The organism is uncultured Microbacterium sp., from assembly GCF_937927635.1.
Lineage (GTDB): Bacteria > Actinomycetota > Actinomycetes > Actinomycetales > Microbacteriaceae > Microbacterium.
On sequence record NZ_CALBRW010000013.1, the window covers coordinates 75,049 to 94,620 of the forward strand.

Genomic DNA, 19,572 nt, shown 5'->3' on the forward strand with positions numbered 1-19,572 from the left:
TGAGCCCACCCCACCTGGGTCGCTGAGCCTGTCGAAGCGTCGCCCCGCCCAATGTCCGCCCCGCGGATAGCCTTGCTGCATGGTCACCCGGAAGCCCGCGCCGCCCGCCTACGTCTGCACGGAGTGCGGCTGGACGACGGCCAAGTGGGTGGGCCGGTGCGGCGAGTGCCAGCAGTGGGGCACCGTGCAGGAGCAGGGCGCGAAGACCGGGATCGTTCGGCAGACGGATGCCGTGGCTCCATCCGCCGAGCGCGCCGCGCGCCCCATCACCCAGATCACCACCGCCGACGCACCGCGTCGCTCGAGTGGTGTGGGCGAGTTCGACCGGGTGCTGGGCGGCGGCATCGTTCCGGGCGCCGCCATCCTGCTCAGTGGTGAGCCGGGCGTCGGCAAGTCCACGCTGCTTCTGGAGGTGGCGGCGGCCACGGCTCGCTCGGGCAGGCGCGTGCTGTACGCCAGCGCCGAGGAGTCACCCGCGCAGGTGCGGTTGCGCGCCGAGCGCACCAACGCCCTGCACGACGAGCTGTACCTGGCCAGCGAGACCGACCTGGGCACGATCCTCGGGCACATCGACGAGGTGAAGCCCGACCTGGTGATCGTCGACTCCGTGCAGACCGTCGCCAGCGGGCTGATCGACGGCGCGGCCGGGCAGCCCAGCCAGGTGCGCGAGGTGGCAGCATCCCTCATCCGCATCGCGAAGGACCGCGGACTGCCGGTGATCATCGTGGGGCACGTCACCAAGGACGGCACGGTCGCAGGTCCCCGTGTGCTGGAGCACCTGGTCGACGTGGTCTGCCACTTCGAGGGCGACCGGCAGACCGCGCTGCGGTTCATCCGCGCGCTGAAGAACCGCTTCGGCCCCACCGACGAGGTCGGATGCTTCGAGATGACCGGCGACGGCATCGCCGAGGTCCCCGACCCCAGCGGGTTGTTCCTCTCGCAGGGCGCCGCCGAACCGGGCACCTGCGTGGCCATCGCCATGGAGGGCCGTCGCGTGCTGCCGGTGGAGGTGCAGGCGCTCACCATCGAGACCAACGCCCCCAACCCACGGCGCGTGGTGCACGGTCTGGATTCGTCGCGCGTGGCCATGGTGCTGGCGATCCTGGAGCGCCGGGCCGGCATCGAGACGTCCAAGCTCGACGTGTACGTGTCCACCGTGGGCGGGGTGCGGTTCACCGAGCCCGCCGCAGATCTGGCCATCGCCGTGGCCGTGGCGGGTGCCATCCGGCAGCAGTCCGTGCCGCGCACGGTGGCCGCCGTGGGCGAGCTGTCGCTCGCCGGCGAGATCCGGCCCGTCACGCAGGCGGCACACCGCCGCAGCGAGGCCGCGCGGCTGGGCTATCAGCAGGTGATCGACGATCGTTCCCAGACCCTGCGGTCGGCGCTGAACGACATCCGCCAGCGGATGACCCAGCGCAGGCCAGATGCCGCCATCCCGCCGTTCTGAGCTACGCCTGCAGGGCCTTCAGCAGCTCCTCGGGGTGAGCCTGCATGGGGTGGGGGCCGGCGATGTCGAGGAACACCGTGGTGATCTTTTCGCGGTGCACGGTGAGGAACCTCTTCAGCCAGGCCGGCGAGTAGATTCCCACGCCGGGCGGCAGGTTGTCGGGCTTGTTCTTGGCGTCGCTGAACAGCAGCAGCGCCACCTCACCGGTGTTCGCATCGCGGTACGTCCACACTTCGCCGCCGTCCAGCGGCCGGTCGCGCGGACCGGGCTTGATCAGCGGGACGACGGTGTTGCCATTGCGGAGCGCGAGGGCGACTGCTGCCATGTCCTGCTTCTCCAGCGCCTGGGCGAGAGCCTCGGAGCGGAAATCCTGGGGGGCGGGCCGCTTCGCGCCGGACCTCTTCTTCGCCATGAATCCAGCTTAGAAGAGCCTGCCCGGAGTAAGGAGTGGGGCCCCTTCGACTCCACCATTGGGGACTGGGGATGTTCGAGGGGGCCCTCTGGCTCTCGCAGCGATGAGTGTCGAAGCGCTGGGGACGCTGAAGACGACACCACTGGGGATGGTTTCACCGCTCAGTTCGGAGAACCACTCCCCTATGGTATCCCAAAATTCCGGTTGGCGCGCATCGAACTTGGACGGGATGCAGCTCAGCGCAGGAAAATCTGCTGCGACCCCGCGCTGTCGAAACCGCCGATGGACACCGTGACGTGGTACGAGGCACCGCCGCCGGGTGCGCGGGGCCGGTTCGGCTTGTCGCAGGTGTTGACCGCTGAGCGGGTGCGGTCCCAGACCACCGGGATCTTGGTGCTGACCGTCGCACCGGCCGCGAGGGTGGCGATCTGGGCGCTCGGGTCGGTCTGGCAGTCGGTGGAGCGCCACCACACGTCCTGACCGCTGGTGACCGTGAACCTCTGCATGTTGGAGCCGACGTTCAGCGTGCAGTCCTTGTCGGTCTTGTTGGTCAGCGAGATCGAGATCTTCGGCATCACGCCGGCAGCGTAGGTCACGGCATCCGTCACAGCCTTCACCTCGACATCCGCGGCCACGCAGGCGACGACGCCGGGCGTCTCGGAGGGATCCGGGCTGGGTGCGTCGACTGCCGGGTCGGCGGATGCCGGCGGCGAGGCCGGATCCGTGGCGAACGGGGTCTCGGCATCCGTCGCCGGTGCGGACGACTGGGTGGACGCCGGTGCGGCATCCGTCCTCCACGGCTGCGTCATGACGAACCAGATCCCGCCTGCCAGAGCCGCGATCAGCAGGATCAGTGCGACGAGGACCACGAGCCGCCGACGTCGGTACACTGCGGCGGATTGGCGGGCCATGCGTCCAGGCTATCCGGCGCTGCTGGACGCCAGGTGCTTGAGCATCCTGGTGTTGCCGAGAGTGTTGGGCTTGACGTGCGCGAGGTCGAGGAACTCCTCCACGCCGGCGTCGCCGCTGCGCAGCAGCTGCGAGTACACGTCGGGATCGACGATGTGCTCGCCGATGGGCTCGAACCCGCGCCGCGTGAAGAAGCCGGTCTCGAAGGTCAGGCAGAACAGCCTGCTGAGCCCGAGGTCGAGCGCGCGGCGCTCGAGCGCCTCGACGATCGCACGGCCGATCCCCAGATGCAGGAAGTCCTCGCGCACCAGCAGGGTGCGCACCTCGCCCAGGTCCTCCCACATGACGTGCAGTGCGCCGCAGCCGATCAGCTCGCCGCCGACCTCGGCGACGATGAACTCCTGCGCGGCGCCGTACAGGATCGCCAGATCCTTGCCGAGCAGGATGCGGCGCTCGACGAGCGGTTCCAGCAGGCGATGGATGCCGGTGATGTCGGACGTGCGCGCGGGCCGGAGGGAGAACTCTGTCACGCATCAAGACTAGAACCCGCGAGGTCGTGGTCGTGCGGCGCACCGCTCCCGCTCGACGAGATCACCGTTCGCGGGCCCCGATTCGCGGGTCCCACTTGGCTGCCTCCCCACGCGCGAGCCAGCCATTCGGACCCCGCGACACGCCCGAACTCCGCGGGCCCCGATTCGCGGGTCCCAGATGGCGGCCTCACCTCGCGTGAGCCAGCCATTCGGACCCCGCGAAAGCAAGCCCGAGCAGATGCCGCGTGCGCAGCGCAGACAGACCGAGGGGCGGATGCTGTGCAGCATCCGCCCCCCCTGTGCGCGAGTCGCAGGGCGTCAGCCGGCGGCGAGGTCCGGGGTGGCCGAGATCGACGGCGTGGTGCTGACGCCGACCGCGACCTTCTCGCCGCGCGGAGCGGAGTGGAAGGTGAACTTGCCGTCGACGACGTCGACCTTCACGTGGTCGCCGGTGTTGAGCTCGCCGTGCAGGATGTTCTCGGACAGCTGGTCCTCGATCTCGCGCTGCATGGCGCGGCGCAGCGGGCGGGCGCCCAGCGTCGGGTCGAAGCCGATGTCGATGAGCTTGTCCTTGGCGGCATCCGACAGCTCGACGGTCATGTCGCGGTCCAGCAGGCGGTCGCCCAGCTGCTTGACGAACAGGCCGACGATCTGACGCAGCTCGTCCTTGTTCAGCTGCGGGAACACGATGATGTCGTCGAGGCGGTTCAGGAACTCGGGCTTGAAGTGGCGCTTGAGCTCCTCGTCGACCTTGCCCTTCATCCGCTCGTAGGTGGTCTGCGAGTTGCCCTCCACCTGGAAGCCGACCGGGCCACCGGCGATCGCCGACGAGCCGAGGTTGGTCGTCATGATGATCACGGTGTTCTTGAAGTCGACCACGCGGCCCTGACCGTCGGTCAGACGACCCTCTTCGAGGATCTGCAGCAGCGAGTTGAAGATGTCCGGGTGGGCCTTCTCGATCTCGTCGAACAGCACCACGGAGAACGGCTTGCGGCGCACCTTCTCGGTGAGCTGGCCGCCCTCTTCGAAGCCGACGAATCCCGGAGGGGCTCCGAACAGCCGCGAGACGGTGTGCTTCTCGCCGAACTCCGACATGTCGAGGGAGATCAGGGCTGCCTCGTCGTCGAACAGGAACTCGGCGAGCGCCTTGGCGAGCTCGGTCTTTCCGACGCCGGTCGGGCCGGCGAAGATGAACGAGCCCGAGGGGCGCTTCGGGTCCTTGAGGCCGGCGCGCTGGCGGCGGATCGTGCGGGAGAGCGCCGCGATGGCCTCTTCCTGACCGATGACGCGCTGGTGCAGCGCCTTCTCCATGAACACGAGGCGGCTGGACTCCTCCTCTGTGAGCTTGAAGACGGGGATGCCGGTGGCCTGCGCGAGCACCTCGGCGATCAGGCCCTCGTCGACGACGGCGGGAGAGGACACGTCGCCGCTCTTCCACTGCTTCTCCAGGCGCAGCCGCTCGCCGAGCAGCTCCTTCTCCTGGTCACGGAGAGCAGCGGCCTTCTCGAAGTCCTGCTCCTCGGAGGCGGCCTCCTTCTCCTCGCGGACCTTGGCGATCTTCTCGTCGAACTCGCGCAGCTCCGGCGGGGAGGACAGGATCGACAGGCGCAGGCGGGCCCCTGCCTCGTCGATCAGGTCGATGGCCTTGTCGGGCAGGAAGCGGTCGCTGATGTACCGATCGGCGAGGTTCGCCGCGGCGACCAGGGCGCCGTCGGTGATCTGCACCTTGTGGTGCGCCTCGTAGCGATCGCGCAGGCCCTTCAGGATGTTGATGGCGTGCGGCAGCGTGGGCTCGTTGACCTGCACCGGCTGGAAGCGGCGCTCGAGCGCAGCATCCTTCTCGAAGTACTTGCGGTACTCGTCGAGCGTGGTCGCGCCGATCGTCTGCAGTTCGCCGCGTGCCAGCAGCGGCTTGAGGATGCTGGCGGCGTCGATCGCGCCCTCGGCGGCGCCCGCACCCACCAGGGTGTGGATCTCGTCGATGAAGACGATGATGTCGCCGCGGGTGCGGATCTCCTTGGTGACCTTCTTCAGGCGCTCCTCGAAGTCGCCGCGGTAGCGGGAGCCGGCGATGAGCGAGCCGAGGTCGAGCGAGTAGAGCTGCTTGTCCTTCAGCGTCTCGGGCACGTCGCCCTTGACGATGGCCTGCGCGAGGCCCTCGACGACGGCGGTCTTGCCGACGCCGGGCTCTCCGATCAGGACGGGGTTGTTCTTGGAGCGGCGCGAGAGGATCTGCATGACCCGCTCGGCCTCCTTCTCGCGGCCGATCACCGGGTCGAGCTTGCCCTCGCGGGCGGCCTGGGTGAGGTTGCGGCCGAACTGGTCGAGCACCTGCGACCCGCCCTGGGCGGCCGACTGGCCGTCGTTGGTCTGGGCGCCGACGGATGCCGTCTCGCGGCCGCCCGGGGCGCCGGAGAGCAGCTGGATGACCTGCTGGCGCACCTTGTTCAGGTCGGCGCCGAGCTTGACGAGCACCTGGGCGGCGACGCCCTCGCCCTCGCGGATGAGGCCGAGCAGGATGTGCTCGGTGCCGATGTAGTTGTGGCCGAGCTGCAGCGCCTCGCGCAGCGACAGCTCGAGCACCTTCTTGGCGCGCGGGGTGAAGGGGATGTGCCCGGTCGGCTGCTGCTGACCCTGGCCGATGATGTCCTGCACCTGCTCGCGCACGGCGTCGAGGGAGATGCCCAGGCTCTCGAGCGCCTTCGCAGCGACACCCTCGCCCTCGTGGATGAGGCCGAGCAGGATGTGCTCGGTGCCGATGTAGTTGTGGTTGAGCATCTTCGCCTCTTCTTGGGCGAGGACGACCACTCGACGGGCTCGGTCCGTGAATCTCTCGAACATGCTGTGACTTCCTTTCGCACGCGGCGAAGCGGCAGTGGTGCCTTGTACATCGAGAGTAACGAGAGCGCGAGGCCCGAACGGCCGTGTTCGCCGTCGGCATACCTCTCGTTCCGGGACGGGCTCCGGATCGTGGTGGGACGGGCTGCGCGAAGCTTCCTTCGTTCGCAGAGCGGGGACCCCCGGTTACTGAGCGAGCGCAGCGAGTCGAAGAACGCTCCTCCCCGATGCTCACTCCGGAACGTCCCTGCGCCCTCAGCTTCATGGAGGTGTCCCGTTCCCGGTCGTTGAGCGAGCGAAGCGAGACGAAACGCAGAAGACGATTGACCTCCATATCGATTGTCGTTATGTTAACGAAAGTCGATAACAACAGCCATCGCTACGGAGGGTGGGGACATGGACAGGGCGAGAAGGATGCCGTTGGCCGAGGCGATCACGCTGGGCCTGGTCGCGACGGGCGCGGTGAGCATCGCGGTCGCCGCGCTGACGCGCGACACGGAGGGGCTGGTCTGATGCAGCTGACATCGACGGACCTGCTTCAAGGGCTCGGCTGGCTGGCCCTGTGGCTGGCGATCACCGGGGTGATCGTGGCCTTCTCGATCTGGCGCGCGCGCCGGCGCGGCAGCACCACGCTCGCACTCGACGTGACGCGCAACGCGTCGCTCGCATACCTGGGTGTCGCGGCCTTCGGCATCGTGATGTCCGGCCTCCAGCGCCTCGGCTCCGGCTCAATCGCACTGGAGGGAGCGGCCGGGCAATGGGTCGCCGAGCAGCAGGATGCGCTGCACAGCCCCACCTGTGACGCGACCGGCACCTTCCACGTCGAACTCTCCCCCGCTCAGGGACCTGCACCGATCTCGTACTGCCAGAACTGGCTCGAGAACGTGCCCGTGGGCCCGCGACTCACGGTATATCTGGGGACGCTGATGGGCATCCTCGCCTCCGCCGCGATCGCTTGGGCGATCTACACCGCGACCCGACGGGCGGGGATGCGAGACCCATTCCACCCCGCTGTGTCCCGCACGTTCGGGTTCGCATCGATCGCGGTCATGGTCGGCGGCGCTCTGAGCACTCTGGTCACCTCGATCGGCATGACGCTGGCCGCGCGATCGCTGAAGTGGGAGCCGGAGATGACCGTGCCGTTCGAGCTCAGCATCCCGCTCTGGCCCTTCGCGGTGGCGGTCGGCCTGTTCGCCCTGTCGGCGATCTTCCGCTACGGCAGGCAACTGCAGCTCGAGAAGGAGCGCCTGCAGCGCGAGACGGACGGCCTGGTATGAGCCCCGCCGACGCGGACGACGAGTTCACCGGCATCCACTGTCGGCTCGACGAGCTGCTTGCCGAGCGGAACATGACGCTGACCGAGTTGAGCGCACGGGTGGGCGTGAGCATCGTGAACCTGTCGGTGCTGAAGAACGACCGGGCACGGGCGATCCGCTACTCCACGCTGCGCGCGATCTGCGATGCCCTGCGCTGCGAGGTCGGCGAGCTGCTTGTGCTGGCGGAGCGGGGCTGAGCAGGCATCGGGATACCCCGATACCCGGTCATTACCTTGATGCCCTGACATTGAAGGGATGCAGTGGTCGCGGCCTCCACCTGACTTCAGAGCATTCGAGACCGATCAGGAAGGCGAGCGTGTCAGCCCTTCCCCTCGATCTCGCGTTGCGCGCGTGTCCAGCACCGGAGCATCCATCGCCGATATCAGGCGGTCCAGGTGGCCGATCCAGTCCTTCATGTACGTCGCTTCGTGACTCTGCGCACGGAACTCAGCCGCATCGAAGTACGCGGAGACAAGCGTGTTGAGCTTCCTCAACTCGCCCTCGTCCAGATAGTTCTTGGCAACGGACACATCAGACTTTCGTGGTCTCGTTCCAGCGAACGAGGTCAGGCCCATCTCAGGTTTCGAGGCATCCGTCCGGGCCGCGATGACTTCTGCTGCTGTGTGTCCGCGCGCCGCGAAGTGGAGCTTGTTCTGAACGACTGCGAAGAACTGCTTGGACTCTTCAGCACTCGCGTCGTAATCGACACTCGTGGCGTACAGATCCAGCACTTGCCGATACAGCACCTTCTCGCTGCTTCGGATGTCGCGGATGCGATCAAGCAGTTCACGCCAATAGCGACCGCCGCCCAGGTTCTTCAGGTTCTCGTCGTCCATCGTGAAGCCCTTGACGAGGTACTCCCGTAGACGTTCGGTGGCCCAGATGCGGAACCGTGTGGCAGTCCGGCTCTTGACTCGGTAGCCGACAGATATGACGACGTCGAGGTTGTAGTGAGTGATGCTTCGCGCAACCTCACGAGATCCTTCGGTTCGAACTGTTCGGAATTCCCGAACAGTTGCCCCCGCGGACAGCTCACCCTCCTCGAAGACATTCGCGATGTGCTCGCTGATATTCGCTTTGGACGACCCAAAGAGGTCGACAAGCTGAGCTTGCGTCAGCCACACAGTGTCGCCATCCAGCCGCACTTCCAACGCGGGAGCGCCATCCTCACGCTGGTAGAGGATCACCTCCCCGGATGGCTCTGCAGTCATTTCGTGCCCTCCACTTGATCGGCGAACTGAATCGCTACCAAGGTATCTGGCGGCACCGACATCCCCACCGCGTGCATTCCGGCATCCGCTTCCGTACGCTGACCGGGTGACCTCCCCCTTCGACGATCCCGAGTTCCGCAGGCAGATGGCCGCGATGGGCGTGCGGCGTCAGCCCGGCATGGCCAAGCGGATGCTGGACCAGATCGCTCCGCTGCTGGCCGACGAGGGCATCGACCTCGAGAACCTGGACGGGTCGGATCTGGATGCCGTCAACGCGGCGCTGGCGCGCGCGACGGAGCGCCACAATCTCATGCTGTTCACGCCGGTCGGGAAGCATCGGGCGCTGGCGCTGTCGGTGCTGCGCAGGTTCACGATGGCGATCGGCGACGACGATCTGCGCGCGGCGCAGAAGATCCTGGACGACGTCCCCATCGAGGAGACCGACAGCATGCCGGCGGTCTCGCACGTGATCGGCGCAGCGCTGGGCCTGCTCGACTCCCGGCACACCGACCCGGCTCTGGCGTCCGTCCGGCAGCGGATGCGCGTGCCCGCCTGGCCCTCGAAGGAGGCGGTGGCGGCGTCGCGCGACATCGTGCCGCTGTCGAACAGGGGGCGCGCCTTCGACTCGCTGGACTCCCTGATCGTGCGTCACAACGGGCAGAACGTGATGGTCGGCGCAGCGCTGGCCGTCGCGGCGTCGGTGCTGGCCGAGGCTCGGGTGAGGGGTCGCGATGTGGTCGAGGTGGCGGCATCCGCTCTGACGGATGGAGAGGCGGATGCCGTGCTGCCGCCGGCCGCGAACGGCGCGGGCGGCCGCGCTGCCGCCCCCCGTAGGGCAGACGAGGCGCTGGCACTGAGTTTCCAAGCGTGGTTGGACGAGCAGGACGAGATCGCTGCACCCGACGTGGGCACCGAGCTCCGCATGTTCCGCTCGCTGCAGAAGCTGGCGCGTGAGTGGGTGATCGACCTCGACGATCCGGACGATGTCGAGACGTTCGCGGAGATGCTGGGCGAGGAGCCCGACGACGCCGAAGGTGCGCTGTTCGACGCGCTGGACACGCTGCACGACTACGTGCACATGCGCCTGGCCTCAGATCGTGCCGGCTGGGCCGACGCGCACGATGCGCTCGAGGATGTGCTGCTCGATGGGTCGGAGGGCGATGGCGGCGCGCTGCTGCAGGATGCGCTGGCCGGCGGGCAGGACATTCCCGAGGAGGAGAGGCACCGGGTGCTGCGGCGACTGCCGGTCGTCTTCAGCGTCGGCAGGCTGCTGGAGTGGATCGGGGCGGGGCGGCCAGTCTCGTCGACGGGCGCGTTGCGCCGTGCCGACATCCAGCGGGTCGCAGCGATGATCGGCGTCTCCGCTGTCGGCGTGAGCAGGCGGATGCCGGCGGCGGACGGCGTGGAGCACGTCACGTCGATGAACCAGCTGCCGCTGCTGTCGGCCTGGTGGCAGGCGCTGATCATCGCCGAGGTGATCGAGCTGAGCCCGACCCGCGTGCGGCCGGGCGTGACTGCCGACGCGTGGCACGACCGGATGCCCCTCGAGCTGACCGAGTTCCTGGCCGCACTGGTCGCCGCGCAGGTGATCGCCAACGCGTACATCGGCCTGGACGACGACCGCGAGCGCTTCACTGTCACGGACACCGTCTCCCGCGTGGTCGCGGCGCTGGGCAACGGTTCCGACTTCATCGCCGACGAGCCCGGCCTGCGGATGCTGAACCTCGAGCGCACCGGGTTCGTGACGCGCTCGGCATCAGGCATTCATACGGTGCCCGACGCGCTGCGCTCGACCGTCGCCCGCGCCGTGACGATGGTCATCTCCACGCACCTGGTGCCAGGCGTGGTCGACGGGTTCATGGACGAGCTGGGTGGGGCGGAGTGACGGACGTCCGGCCGATGATTCGCTCGACCGCAGCGGGCTGATTCCGAACGGCGATAAGCGTTCGCAGAGCGAGCTCAACGGTCTCTCGATCCGAGGAGCTCCCGGTGAGTTCCTTCGCCATTCGGAGTGCATCTGTATCGACTTCGATCGTTGCAACAGTCATCCGAGTTCCGCCTCCGGCCATACGCCTACATCGATCGTGTCAGGAGAACACGTCAATCGCTACCGGCTACGTCAGCCGCGAGTCAGTCGCCGAAATGCCGCCTATCACCATGCGATGAGAAGTACACTGTTTGCATGCAAACACGAGCAACCGAGACGGCTTACACGACGCCGATCTACTCGCTGAACGAGGCGGCGCAGATCATCCGCGCGCCTGCTTCGTCGTTCGCACGGTGGGCCCACGGGCACCGTTTTCGCCAGCGGAGCGAGGGCAAGTGGGGCTGGAGCGAGCCGATTCTGACGGGCGTCGGCAACGGCCGAGGATTCACCGTTCCGTTCGACGCTCTCGCCGAGGGATACGTCGTCGAAGCGTTCCGCCGGGCCGGCTTGCCCATGGCACGCATCCGACCCGCGGTTCAGATCCTGCGCGATGAGCTGGGCCTGGAGCACGCGCTGCTCAGCGATCGTCTCAAGACCGACGGCGCCGAGATCCTGTTCGAGAACGGTGATCGCGACCTCGTGGTCGTCCGCAACCATCAGGGCGTGTTCCGCGACGTGGTCGAACAGTACCTGCAGACGATCACGTACAGCAACGGACTGGTCCAGTCCGTGCAGCTTCCGACGTACGAGGGTGCCGCAGTCGTCGTCGACCCGCTGCGGAACTCCGGCCAGCCGACCATCGCGAAGCTGGGGGTACGCGTGGAAGATGTGGTCAGCCGGGTGCGTGCCGGTGAGTCGATGATGGAGGTCGGAGACGACTTCGGACTGTCGGATGCCGAGATGCGATCGCTCTGGGTTCAGGCCGCCTGAGACCATGGCCGACGCCCGCTTCCTGCTCGACCGCTCACTGGGCGGGAAGCTGCTGATCGCGCGGTTGCGTGGTGCCGGGTGGAATGCTCGCACCCTCGCAGAAGAATATGGCGATGCGCGCGCCCAGGCGATGTCGGACGACGAGTGGATCGCATCCGGAACAGCATCCGGATTCATCCTGCTGGCGAAGGATCACCGGATCGCGTCCCGTCCGCTCGAAGCTCGGGCGATCTATATGCATGACGCGCGTGCGATCGCATTCGCGAACGGCAACCTGACAGCGACAGAGATGGGCGACCTGTGCTTGCAGTACGAGAAGGCCATCCATCGGATGTCGTCAGCTCACCCGCCGTTCGTCATGTCGCAGGGCAAAGGTGGGTTGAGGCGCAAGAACCTGAACTTCCCGTAACGCACTGCTTCGGGCATCTGATCGGACCAGGGCCGTCGGGTCCTTGAGCGCGGTGAACCTATTCGTCGAGCGCTTTCACGAGGGCATCCTGTGCGTCGTTGTAGAAAATGAACGAGACTTTTGTAGCGACCTCGTCGCTGACGTCGAGGAGTTGGCGGCGAGCTGACACCGGGAGCAAAAGGGCCGTCGCTCCCTTTTCCATCGCGTGCTCGGCGAGTTGCGCTGCGTTGAGGATCGTCTCGACGCCACCGCCGAGCGACAGGTTGCCGACAGCGATCAGGCCGCCACGGATAGACCGCTGGAGCATCGCCGAGGCCAGCGAGAGAAGGATCGGCAGTCCGAGCCCGGCGCCAGTCTTGGCTGCGTCGAGCGCGCGTATCTGAGCAGTGAGGTTATGCTCGCGCGGGTCGCGGTCGCCCACGAGTTGTCTCGCCTGGGCGATGAGGTTCTGCTCCGCGACCTTGAAGCTCTCCCGGAGCGTGGCGGGTGCGGCCTGGTTGAGGAGACCGCGTGCGCCAGAGCCGGGCGTGTCCGCCGCCTCGATTCGGTAGAGTCCCGGGCCAACGTCGCCGCCACCCTCAGAGATCGCCCACACCTGGCCAGGGGGCAGTGGATCAAGGCCGATCGAGTCGGGGCTCGCGAGCTCGGGAGTCGAGACGAACTGCTCGACTCCCTCGCCGAGGCGGTAGCCGAACTGGGTGTTGCGGAACTCTGCTGCGCCAATGCGGCGCTGCTGTTCCTTGACGCGACGGCGGCACTCCAGAGCGATACGCACCGCCCATTCGAGGTCCTCATCGGAGATCGCGGCTTCAGCGTCGGGATACACGAGCTTGAGCAGGCCATCGACCGTCTTGTTGACGGCCGACAGGTCTCGGCCAGACAGCGCATCGGAATAGTTGACCCGGCCCTGGATCGAGGTAAGGCGCGACTGGTCACGAAGGCGCGACCAGCACTCGGAGAGGAAGTCGCTCACGAGCCCGAAGTGCTGGGTGAAGTAGGTCGGGTTGAGCTTGGGAACATCCCAGCCGGGTAGGTAGGCATGGATGCGGTCCATGAAGGCCGTATCATCGCGCATCTCCGGGGGCAGCGGCGAGAGCAGGTGGCCGATCCGCTGCTGGTGGGCGACGTCCACGTCGAAGTTCCCGACCAACATGATCGAACCGTCAGCCCGGATGGACTCACGGCCGCGAGAGAACTCACCCGACTCCATGTAGCCCTTCATGATGTTGACGCCGTCCTTTTGGTCGAAAGAGACGCCGGAGACCTCGTCGAAGCAGACGACGTCGTACTGTGCGACGAGGCCGCGTTGTCCAGTGGCGTTGTTGACGAACATCCGGGCAACGGTCGCCTTGCCGCCGGAGATCAAGTGCGCGTAGGGCGAGACTTGCTGGAACAGGTGGGACTTGCCGGTGCCACGAGGTCCTAGTTCGACCATGTTGAAGTTCCGCTGCACGAACGGGACCATGCGCAGCAGCAGCACGTCTTGTTCGCGCTCGGTGAGTTGCGCAGGTTCGAAGCCCACTGACCGAAGCAGGAGGTGCTTCCACTGCTCTGTAGTGAACCGTGAGCGACCTTCGGCCAAACGCGAGAGCGAGTCGCGGGTTGACAGCTGAATGGGGCGAAGCGACCCGACAGCGAAAGGCTTGCCGTTGTTCTCGTCAGCGATCGCGGCGTCGTAGACCAGGTCGACCTCGGCGTAGAAGCCACCAGTCAGCATGCGCTCGTTCTCGCGGACAACGGCATCGTCGATACGCACGTCTCGGAGTCCAAGGCTCGGCAGCTCGGCGACATAAGCGTTCGACTTCGCATCGAGACGGGCCTTGACGAGATCGATGAGCTTGACAGTCATGCGCTCACGCGCGCGCGACTTGAAGAGCTCCTCTTCACCAGCCCGCACAGTGCGGTCGGCGAGCAGCCGCCGCACGACCTGAAGCCCTTCTTCGATCTCCTCCGGGTCGGTCGTGGCGCAGTAGCGTCCGATGAGGAACTCTCCGACGTAAGTCGGGACGGGATACGCACCCTTGAATTGCTGAGCCAGATCCTTGCGAACGACGTACCCCTCGAAGGCTGACGCTGCGGTCGTGTCGATCTCGTCGAGTGTGACTGCTTCGGTCATTCGACGCCTCCTACCGTGGTTGGCGCTTGCGCTAGAACTCCACCGCTCGAGTCGAGTAGTACGACCCATGCGTTCGCCCCGGCAGGGGCCTGTTCCTCGTCGACCAGCACCTTGACCTCGCCCGGTTCGGTGGGCGGCTTCGGACCGCCGACGGCGCTCGATGCGTCGGCGGGGCGAAGCCGAACTTCGGCAACCACTTCGGCCTCGGCAGGGCCGTAGTCGATGCGGCATCGCTGTCCGGTCCATCGAACAGCTTCAATCTGGACGGGTGCAGCGGCCGAACGACCACGCGTCACGGTGACGACGGGAATCACGCACTCCTGGGGACTCAAACCGCCGTGCTCGTACAGGCGGCCCGACTCGAATGCAGCAGTTCCCGGTGCGCTGACCATGTCAACGGACGAGTCCCAAGTCCAGGCCAGGATCGGAAAGTCCGGGCGCGCCGCGGTAGCCTTCAACCGCGCCACACGCGGCTTACGAGCAGCATCGCCTTCCGTGACTTGTATCGGGAGGTTGACCTTCTGCGCTGCTCGGCCGGGCAAGAGGAAGCCGTGATCGGTGACCACGACAACCTTGCGCCAGCCTGCGTCGAGCAGTGCACGAACCCGCTCGGCGACGAGGTCGAGGTGGTGGTCGACGAGGTCCGCCATCTGGTGCCCGTGCGAGTGGCCCAGCGAGTCGATCATGTTCGTCTGCGTCCAGGCCTTTCCGGCCGGGTCTCCGACCTGAGCGGTGTCCCAGTCGAGGAACTGCACCTCTGCTGCGGCGAGGGCCGACCGCAGCACTGCACCCTTCACAGATCGCCCCTGATCATCGGCCGCGTCGAAAGCAGCGCCGCCAGCGATGCTGATTTTGATCGGTGCCACCGCCGGCTGGCCGGTTGGCGTGACGCTGGGGAATGCTGCCTGGCGCGGCTCCACAACTACCGCGAGATCTGACAGCCGGCGAGCAACACGGGCGGCCAGGTCGTACCGCAGTGCATCGACATAGACCACGCACGTTCCGGCGACTATGTCGAGGCCCGTCTGGCCGCTGTACCTGCCAACTGCGGCCTTTTGGAATGCTCGTGCCGACTGATCGACCCAGGGGTCGTAGATCGCGGCGAGCGCGTGAGTGACAGCGGACCTATCCTGCGCGGTCTTGGCCGTCGCGATCGTCCGCAGCGCGAGGCCATCGATCACGTGGCCTTCGTCGCTAAACCAGGCAATCTGAGTCTTGAGGTCTGTTGCTTTCGAAGCGGTCGCGACACGGTCTGCCAGTTCCGCGAGGTGGCCAACTGCCCGCGCAAGGGGCGCCTGTCCGAGAGCAGCCCAGACGCTTTCTTCGCGCGACGTGTGTTCGGCAGCGAGCTCCTGAACGCGACCACGTGGGTCGGGATGAGTTCCCAATGCATCGAGCGCCGACCTAAGCGCGTCCTCCTCGTCGCGGTTCCATGAGGGCCACGAGTCAGGGTGTGGGTCGGCGTCTCCAAAGAGCGGCACCACAGAGGGCCGCGCCTGATCGAGCAAAGCAGGAAGGTGCGGGTAACGGCTTGGGTTCTCCGCAAACCGTTGCCAGACAGCTCCCCACTCGCCCCTTCGGCCGCCGAGCTTGCTGGCTGCGGTGAGCGCGCCGTCCTTCTCAGGGCCAAAGCCGTAAACGGACTTGCAGGAGGCGACAAGGGCCTGCCACTGCGCACCTTCGAGCGAAGCCCTCACCTCATCCGGGTCGTTCATCCATTCGAGGAGGGTGCGAACCGTGTCATCGAGCACGAGGTGGTGCAGGCGAGAGGAATCGAGGCGCCCCATACGCCTGAGGTCGTCGATGTCCTCGAAGAGGAACTTGTCCAGCACCTGAGCGAGGGCCGCCTTCGTTGCACTGTCGCTCGCGATGTCGAGCCCGGCGCCCTGCTTCGACGCGAGGAACGAGTGCGGCGTCCATGGCGTCTGGCCATGGGCGGAGGGCCACCAGTTCGAGCGGATCGCAACCTCGGCCAGTGGCGCGAGCGAGTCATCGAGGACCGCTGCCTCGTCGACGGAACCTCGGCTGACACCAGGCAGGTAGATCACCCACGGATTGCGCTCATCCCGTTCGGCGAGATGGGTTGGCAGTTCCGCTGACTCGGGTGAGGCAAGAACGGCTCGAAGCCAAAGCGCGGGACCTCGTGCGGCTGCGGGGTCGTACTCTCCGAGCACCAAGATGGGCACTGCCTCCTGGAGGAGGCCTATCACTGGCTCCCAGGTGTGCTCAGGGTCGGCCCACAGAACAGCCGCTGGGGCCGAGTTCGCCCCCGCGTTGAAGGCAGCAGCGTCACGGAGGGCTTTGGCGACGACGGCGCGGACGAGCGTCATTCGGCACCTCCCGCCTCGCGCCGGGCGGCACGGCGCTCCTCAAGCGTCGGGTGCAAATCGTTGTGCCGTTCCGACCCGTCGGGATTCGTCCCGCGGTCTTTCTTCCAGTGCACGTTGACCTTGGAGCGCAGCACGCCAGCAGTGATAAACGGCCGAATGTTGAGACGGACACCGTCGTCGAGGTCAGGCGCCCAGCCGATTGGCTGCTCAGCCATCGACTTCCATCGCACGTAGATGTCGTACGGCGGCGCGCCTTCGAGGATCAGCTTGAGTTTGCGCTGAAGTTCCTCAGCCGAGGCAAGTCGGGCATCGGCACCGGCTCGCTCCGCCCGCACCTCATGCTTCTGCCGGTCAATCCATGCGCCGAGCGCAGTAAAAGTGAGCTTCTCAAGGGTCCGCCGATCAAGGCGGTGGTAGTTGACGATTGCCGAGAATCCGTCCTTCCGCCCATCCCAGATGTGCCACAGGAACGGTCGGTTGTCGAAGACCTTCACATGCTGGGTGAAGAACGAGTCGCGAAGCCAGTCTTCCAGTCGCCCGTTCTTGCCGCCGGCCTCGATCACTAGCTTCCGTTCAAGCGCACTGGACCACTCCGTGCCGTACGCACGAGCGAGAAGTTCGCGGAGCCGCGTAGCAAGGTCTGGTTCGCCGGGGAGTGCCATCAACGCTGCGATGCCATCTGAGTCGGACAGGTCGTCCAGTGAGTCTCCGTGGGGCTCAGGCCACATGTACCCAAGGAGCCGTGCGACGGCCACCTGAAGCGGATGATCTGACGATGCCACGTCACCTCGAAACAGCCACTGCGTCGGATCGTCCGAAGCAGGACTCGGCAGCGACCCAACCTGCTCCGCGACCTTCTGCCATCGCTCCTTGTCAAACGCGACCTTGACTACTGTTGCATTGGTGACCTTAAGTGTGTCGTCGATATCGCGGACATCTTCGCCAAACTCGTCGCTTGAACAATATGCCCAGATCGCCGGAAGATCAGCAGGGTCGCGAGGAAGAATCACCGCGGTGTTATTGTCGAAGTGATTTCCCGAATAGAGCGTGACGGGAAGCATCCCCATCTGGGAGACAGCAACGCCACTTTTTCCAAGCGCCGCTTTACCACGAATTGTTGCTCCAGGATCGTCCTGAAGTGGGCCATTGCCATTGCACCAGAGAATTACGTGCTCCCGCCCCCCGAACGGGCGCGTCGAACGCACCGTGCTCTGCTGATACTCCCAGCGGGTGAAGTCGTTAACTTCCCAGAAACAACGGCCGTACCGCGCATAGTCGCCTGTAGTGGTTCCGTTGAGGCCGCTTGCACGAAACTCGAGCAGTGTCGCCGCGTCCACCCGTGTAAGCGTGATGCGTGAGTCGGGGTTCCTCACTTGGTCCGCTTGACCAACTCGCGAGACTGGTCCGCTCCTTAAGAGAGCAGCTTTGGCCTCAACCCCACGCTCCTTGTGCGCAAGCAACGCAGATATTTGGTGGGAGGCCTCCGGCACCCTCCGCGACATGACCGTGAGAGTAACCTTAACGACCTCCCCGGAAATCTGACGAAAGGCACCAGCCCCCAGTCGCGCCGCGATCGCGAACGACTCCTTAGCCAGAAGAGCCTTTCGAAACTTGGTGTAGCTCTTCACGAGCCCCCAGTTCTGTGGCGACACGACAGCAACCGAACCGCCCGCCGACGCGAAATTCAGTGCTCGCTCAATAAATGCGGTCGAGATGTCTGCCTTGGCCGCCGGGTGATGCAGGTCCACGTAGCTGACAAGCCGGGCATCCATCGACTGCCGCTGCAAGTACGGCGGATTGGTGGCCACCAAAGTGTAGTTGCGGGACAGCAGGCTCGCTGCCTCCACTACGTCCGAAGCAACGTGACCCAATACTGTCGCCTCTTGCCGCTCGCGTGCAAGTAGCCGGCCAAGAGCAGCACCGACATCATCCCAGGTTGCACCAATGCTCATATCAGAGCCGAAGAGTGTTCCCTCCAGGTCACTGATTTGCGGCGTGATCAACGACCCAAGGGTGTCAGCGCTGCGGAACAACGAGTGAAGGCGCCCGAGCACCTTCGCAAGCTCCTCATCGTGAGCGGCAAACTCAAGCCACTCCTCTCTAGTGCCCCGCACGGGAACACCAGAGCAAGCAATATGCGGGGCGGGAAGCTCACGGAACCCACCCTGCTTCCATGCCTCCAGCGCCACGTTGAAAGTCGCGATCTGGGTGCAGCGCGGATCGAGTTCGAGCCCGTGGAGGTTGTCCCGGAGGACGGCATCCTGCGCTTCGTCCGGCGTGAGGCCCTCTTCCTCGGCACGCATACGCCAGAGCATTCCGAACATTGCAACGAGAAAATGACCGGAGCCGCAGCAGGGGTCTATTACCGTAACTTCGGCAGCACGCTCGGGCCACGCACTGAACGCGCCCGCCGTGGGTGTGCCGTCCTCGTTGCGACGCAAATACTCCCAGCCGTCAACGAGCGAGGACTCGGGGTGAAGTGCAGCCCACCATGCACCGAGTGAGTTCTCCAGCAGGAACCGAACCATGTAGTTTTCGGTGAACAGCTGCGTGACGGGAGAGAGGTCGGCCCCGCCGATTTTGACGCCTGAGTCGTTGACGCGCTTCTTCTCGGCTGTCTGCCAGAACTGATACACCCAGCCGAGCGCATCCTCGGTTGTGAACACCTCGGATGGGATGTCGATAAGCAGGTGTTCCAGCGCGTCGCGGTGCTCGGCGGCGAACCGGACTTGTACCGAGGGGTCGGTGAGGCGGAACACACCGGGCAAGATCTCCGAGGCGAACCGTGCGGCAACGGCCCAGGCGTCCGGTTCGCCAAGGTCAGGCGCGAGATCGCCGCAGTCGTCCAATGACAACGGAATATCGCGGTAGTCCGGATGCCGCAATAGACCGTTGACTTCCAGGAAGCGAGCGAACAGCAGGCGATGCCACTGCTCGTAGGCGATGTCGTGCACGAGGTTGGTGAGTGCACCCGTGCGTGCGGTGTCATCGCCGAGCTGCCGTGCTTTGTCGCGTAGCGCAAGCCGGAGGTTGTTCTGCTCGTCACTCAAGTAGTTCGGACGGCTCGGCTCGGCGACAGCGAGAGCGCGCAGAGCATCCTCGGCAGCCCGCTGTGCAGCCTCGCGAGCGCGCTGCGTCTGGGCGTCGAGAAATCGTCGTTGGTCGGAGTTGAGGACCTTGGTTGTTGCCGTCGTCAT

Annotated in this window: 15 protein-coding genes; 6 read left to right on the plus strand and 9 right to left on the minus strand. The window is 65.9% G+C overall.

Annotated elements, in window-relative coordinates; all coding sequences use genetic code 11:
- The first annotated feature begins 79 nt into the window (after positions 1 to 79).
- Positions 80 to 1,447 (plus strand): DNA repair protein RadA, encoded by a 1,368-nt coding sequence (radA, locus tag Q0568_RS04130; RefSeq protein WP_298862683.1) that lies wholly within the window; start codon positions 80 to 82, stop codon positions 1,445 to 1,447.
- Between the two features lies 1 nt (position 1,448).
- Here radA and Q0568_RS04135 read toward each other — a convergent pair whose 3' ends face one another.
- The 4 genes from Q0568_RS04135 to Q0568_RS04150 form a co-directional block, all read right to left on the minus strand.
- A complete protein-coding gene (locus Q0568_RS04135; RefSeq protein WP_298862686.1) occupies positions 1,449 to 1,859 on the minus strand; it encodes a dehydrogenase in 411 nt (136 codons plus the stop codon).
- Positions 1,860 to 2,095: 236 nt separating this feature from the next.
- Complete coding sequence (locus Q0568_RS04140) at positions 2,096 to 2,770, minus strand: hypothetical protein (RefSeq protein ID WP_298862688.1); 675 nt, start codon at positions 2,768 to 2,770, stop codon at positions 2,096 to 2,098.
- Positions 2,771 to 2,779: 9 nt separating this feature from the next.
- On the minus strand, positions 2,780 to 3,298 hold the full coding sequence (locus Q0568_RS04145; RefSeq protein ID WP_298862690.1) for an amino-acid N-acetyltransferase: 519 nt from the start codon (positions 3,296 to 3,298) through the stop codon (positions 2,780 to 2,782).
- Positions 3,299 to 3,616: 318 nt separating this feature from the next.
- The gene (locus Q0568_RS04150; RefSeq protein ID WP_298862692.1) at positions 3,617 to 6,139 is read right to left on the minus strand and encodes an ATP-dependent Clp protease ATP-binding subunit; all 2,523 of its coding nucleotides are present in this window, start codon (positions 6,137 to 6,139) and stop codon (positions 3,617 to 3,619) included.
- Between the two features lie 509 nt (positions 6,140 to 6,648).
- Between Q0568_RS04150 and Q0568_RS04155 the strand changes: the two genes are divergently transcribed.
- Both Q0568_RS04155 and Q0568_RS04160 read left to right on the plus strand, forming a co-directional pair.
- Complete coding sequence (locus Q0568_RS04155; protein ID WP_298862694.1) at positions 6,649 to 7,413, plus strand: hypothetical protein; 765 nt, start codon at positions 6,649 to 6,651, stop codon at positions 7,411 to 7,413.
- Complete coding sequence (locus Q0568_RS04160) at positions 7,410 to 7,649, plus strand: helix-turn-helix domain-containing protein (protein ID WP_298862698.1); 240 nt, start codon at positions 7,410 to 7,412, stop codon at positions 7,647 to 7,649. The genes Q0568_RS04155 and Q0568_RS04160 overlap by 4 nt, the downstream gene beginning before the upstream one ends.
- 105 nt (positions 7,650 to 7,754) lie before the next feature.
- Here the strand turns inward: Q0568_RS04160 and Q0568_RS04165 are convergent, their stop codons facing one another.
- Positions 7,755 to 8,663: a virulence RhuM family protein gene (locus tag Q0568_RS04165; RefSeq protein ID WP_298862701.1), complete on the minus strand. Its 909-nt coding sequence runs from the start codon at positions 8,661 to 8,663 to the stop codon at positions 7,755 to 7,757.
- A gap of 106 nt (positions 8,664 to 8,769) precedes the next feature.
- Between Q0568_RS04165 and Q0568_RS04170 the strand changes: the two genes are divergently transcribed.
- Positions 8,770 to 10,548: a hypothetical protein gene (locus Q0568_RS04170; protein ID WP_298862704.1), complete on the plus strand. Its 1,779-nt coding sequence runs from the start codon at positions 8,770 to 8,772 to the stop codon at positions 10,546 to 10,548.
- Here the strand turns inward: Q0568_RS04170 and Q0568_RS17170 are convergent.
- Positions 10,520 to 10,732: a type II toxin-antitoxin system VapB family antitoxin gene (locus Q0568_RS17170; protein WP_366941342.1), complete on the minus strand. Its 213-nt coding sequence runs from the start codon at positions 10,730 to 10,732 to the stop codon at positions 10,520 to 10,522. The two genes, Q0568_RS04170 and Q0568_RS17170, sit on opposite strands and share 29 nt — an antisense overlap.
- Before the next feature lie 113 nt (positions 10,733 to 10,845).
- On the opposite strand from Q0568_RS17170, the gene Q0568_RS04175 reads away from it, so the two are divergent.
- Together Q0568_RS04175 and Q0568_RS04180 are read left to right on the plus strand one after the other, a co-directional pair.
- Positions 10,846 to 11,520, plus strand: a complete 675-nt coding sequence (locus tag Q0568_RS04175; RefSeq protein WP_298862708.1) for a DUF433 domain-containing protein — start codon at positions 10,846 to 10,848, stop codon at positions 11,518 to 11,520.
- Between the two features lie 4 nt (positions 11,521 to 11,524).
- The gene (locus Q0568_RS04180) at positions 11,525 to 11,929 is read left to right on the plus strand and encodes a hypothetical protein (RefSeq protein ID WP_298862711.1); all 405 of its coding nucleotides are present in this window, start codon (positions 11,525 to 11,527) and stop codon (positions 11,927 to 11,929) included.
- A gap of 58 nt (positions 11,930 to 11,987) precedes the next feature.
- On the opposite strand, the gene brxL is transcribed toward Q0568_RS04180, so the two are convergent.
- The 3 genes from brxL to Q0568_RS04195 are packed head-to-tail and all read right to left on the minus strand — an operon-like array spanning position 11,988 to position 19,572.
- Positions 11,988 to 14,045, minus strand: coding sequence for a protease Lon-related BREX system protein BrxL (gene brxL / locus Q0568_RS04185; RefSeq protein WP_298862716.1), 2,058 nt, complete (start codon positions 14,043 to 14,045; stop codon positions 11,988 to 11,990).
- Positions 14,042 to 16,375, minus strand: coding sequence for a BREX-1 system phosphatase PglZ type B (pglZ, locus tag Q0568_RS04190; RefSeq protein ID WP_298862719.1), 2,334 nt, complete (start codon positions 16,373 to 16,375; stop codon positions 14,042 to 14,044). The genes brxL and pglZ overlap by 4 nt, the downstream gene beginning before the upstream one ends.
- Positions 16,372 to 19,572 carry a hypothetical protein gene (locus Q0568_RS04195; RefSeq protein ID WP_298862724.1) on the minus strand — a complete coding sequence of 1,067 codons (3,201 nt, stop codon included), beginning with the start codon at positions 19,570 to 19,572 and terminating at the stop codon, positions 16,372 to 16,374. Before Q0568_RS04195 ends, pglZ begins: the two co-directional genes overlap by 4 nt.

Excerpts from the sequence above, each read along its gene's own strand:
- radA (WP_298862683.1), top strand. The coding sequence starts at position 80 with ATGGTCACCCGGAAGCCCGCGCCGCCCGCCTACGTCTGCACGGAGTGC.
- Q0568_RS04135 (WP_298862686.1), bottom strand. The coding sequence starts at position 1,859 with ATGGCGAAGAAGAGGTCCGGCGCGAAGCGGCCCGCCCCCCAGGATTTC.
- Q0568_RS04140 (WP_298862688.1), bottom strand. The coding sequence starts at position 2,770 with ATGGCCCGCCAATCCGCCGCAGTGTACCGACGTCGGCGGCTCGTGGTC.
- Q0568_RS04150 (WP_298862692.1), bottom strand. The coding sequence starts at position 6,139 with ATGTTCGAGAGATTCACGGACCGAGCCCGTCGAGTGGTCGTCCTCGCC.
- Q0568_RS04155 (WP_298862694.1), top strand. The coding sequence starts at position 6,649 with ATGCAGCTGACATCGACGGACCTGCTTCAAGGGCTCGGCTGGCTGGCC.
- Q0568_RS04160 (WP_298862698.1), top strand. The coding sequence starts at position 7,410 with ATGAGCCCCGCCGACGCGGACGACGAGTTCACCGGCATCCACTGTCGG.
- Q0568_RS04165 (WP_298862701.1), bottom strand. The coding sequence starts at position 8,663 with ATGACTGCAGAGCCATCCGGGGAGGTGATCCTCTACCAGCGTGAGGAT.
- Q0568_RS17170 (WP_366941342.1), bottom strand. The coding sequence starts at position 10,732 with ATGGCCGGAGGCGGAACTCGGATGACTGTTGCAACGATCGAAGTCGAT.
- Q0568_RS04175 (WP_298862708.1), top strand. The coding sequence starts at position 10,846 with ATGCAAACACGAGCAACCGAGACGGCTTACACGACGCCGATCTACTCG.
- Q0568_RS04180 (WP_298862711.1), top strand. The coding sequence starts at position 11,525 with ATGGCCGACGCCCGCTTCCTGCTCGACCGCTCACTGGGCGGGAAGCTG.
- brxL (WP_298862716.1), bottom strand. The coding sequence starts at position 14,045 with ATGACCGAAGCAGTCACACTCGACGAGATCGACACGACCGCAGCGTCA.
- pglZ (WP_298862719.1), bottom strand. The coding sequence starts at position 16,375 with ATGACGCTCGTCCGCGCCGTCGTCGCCAAAGCCCTCCGTGACGCTGCT.
- Q0568_RS04195 (WP_298862724.1), bottom strand. The coding sequence starts at position 19,572 with ATGACGACGGCAACAACCAAGGTCCTCAACTCCGACCAACGACGATTT.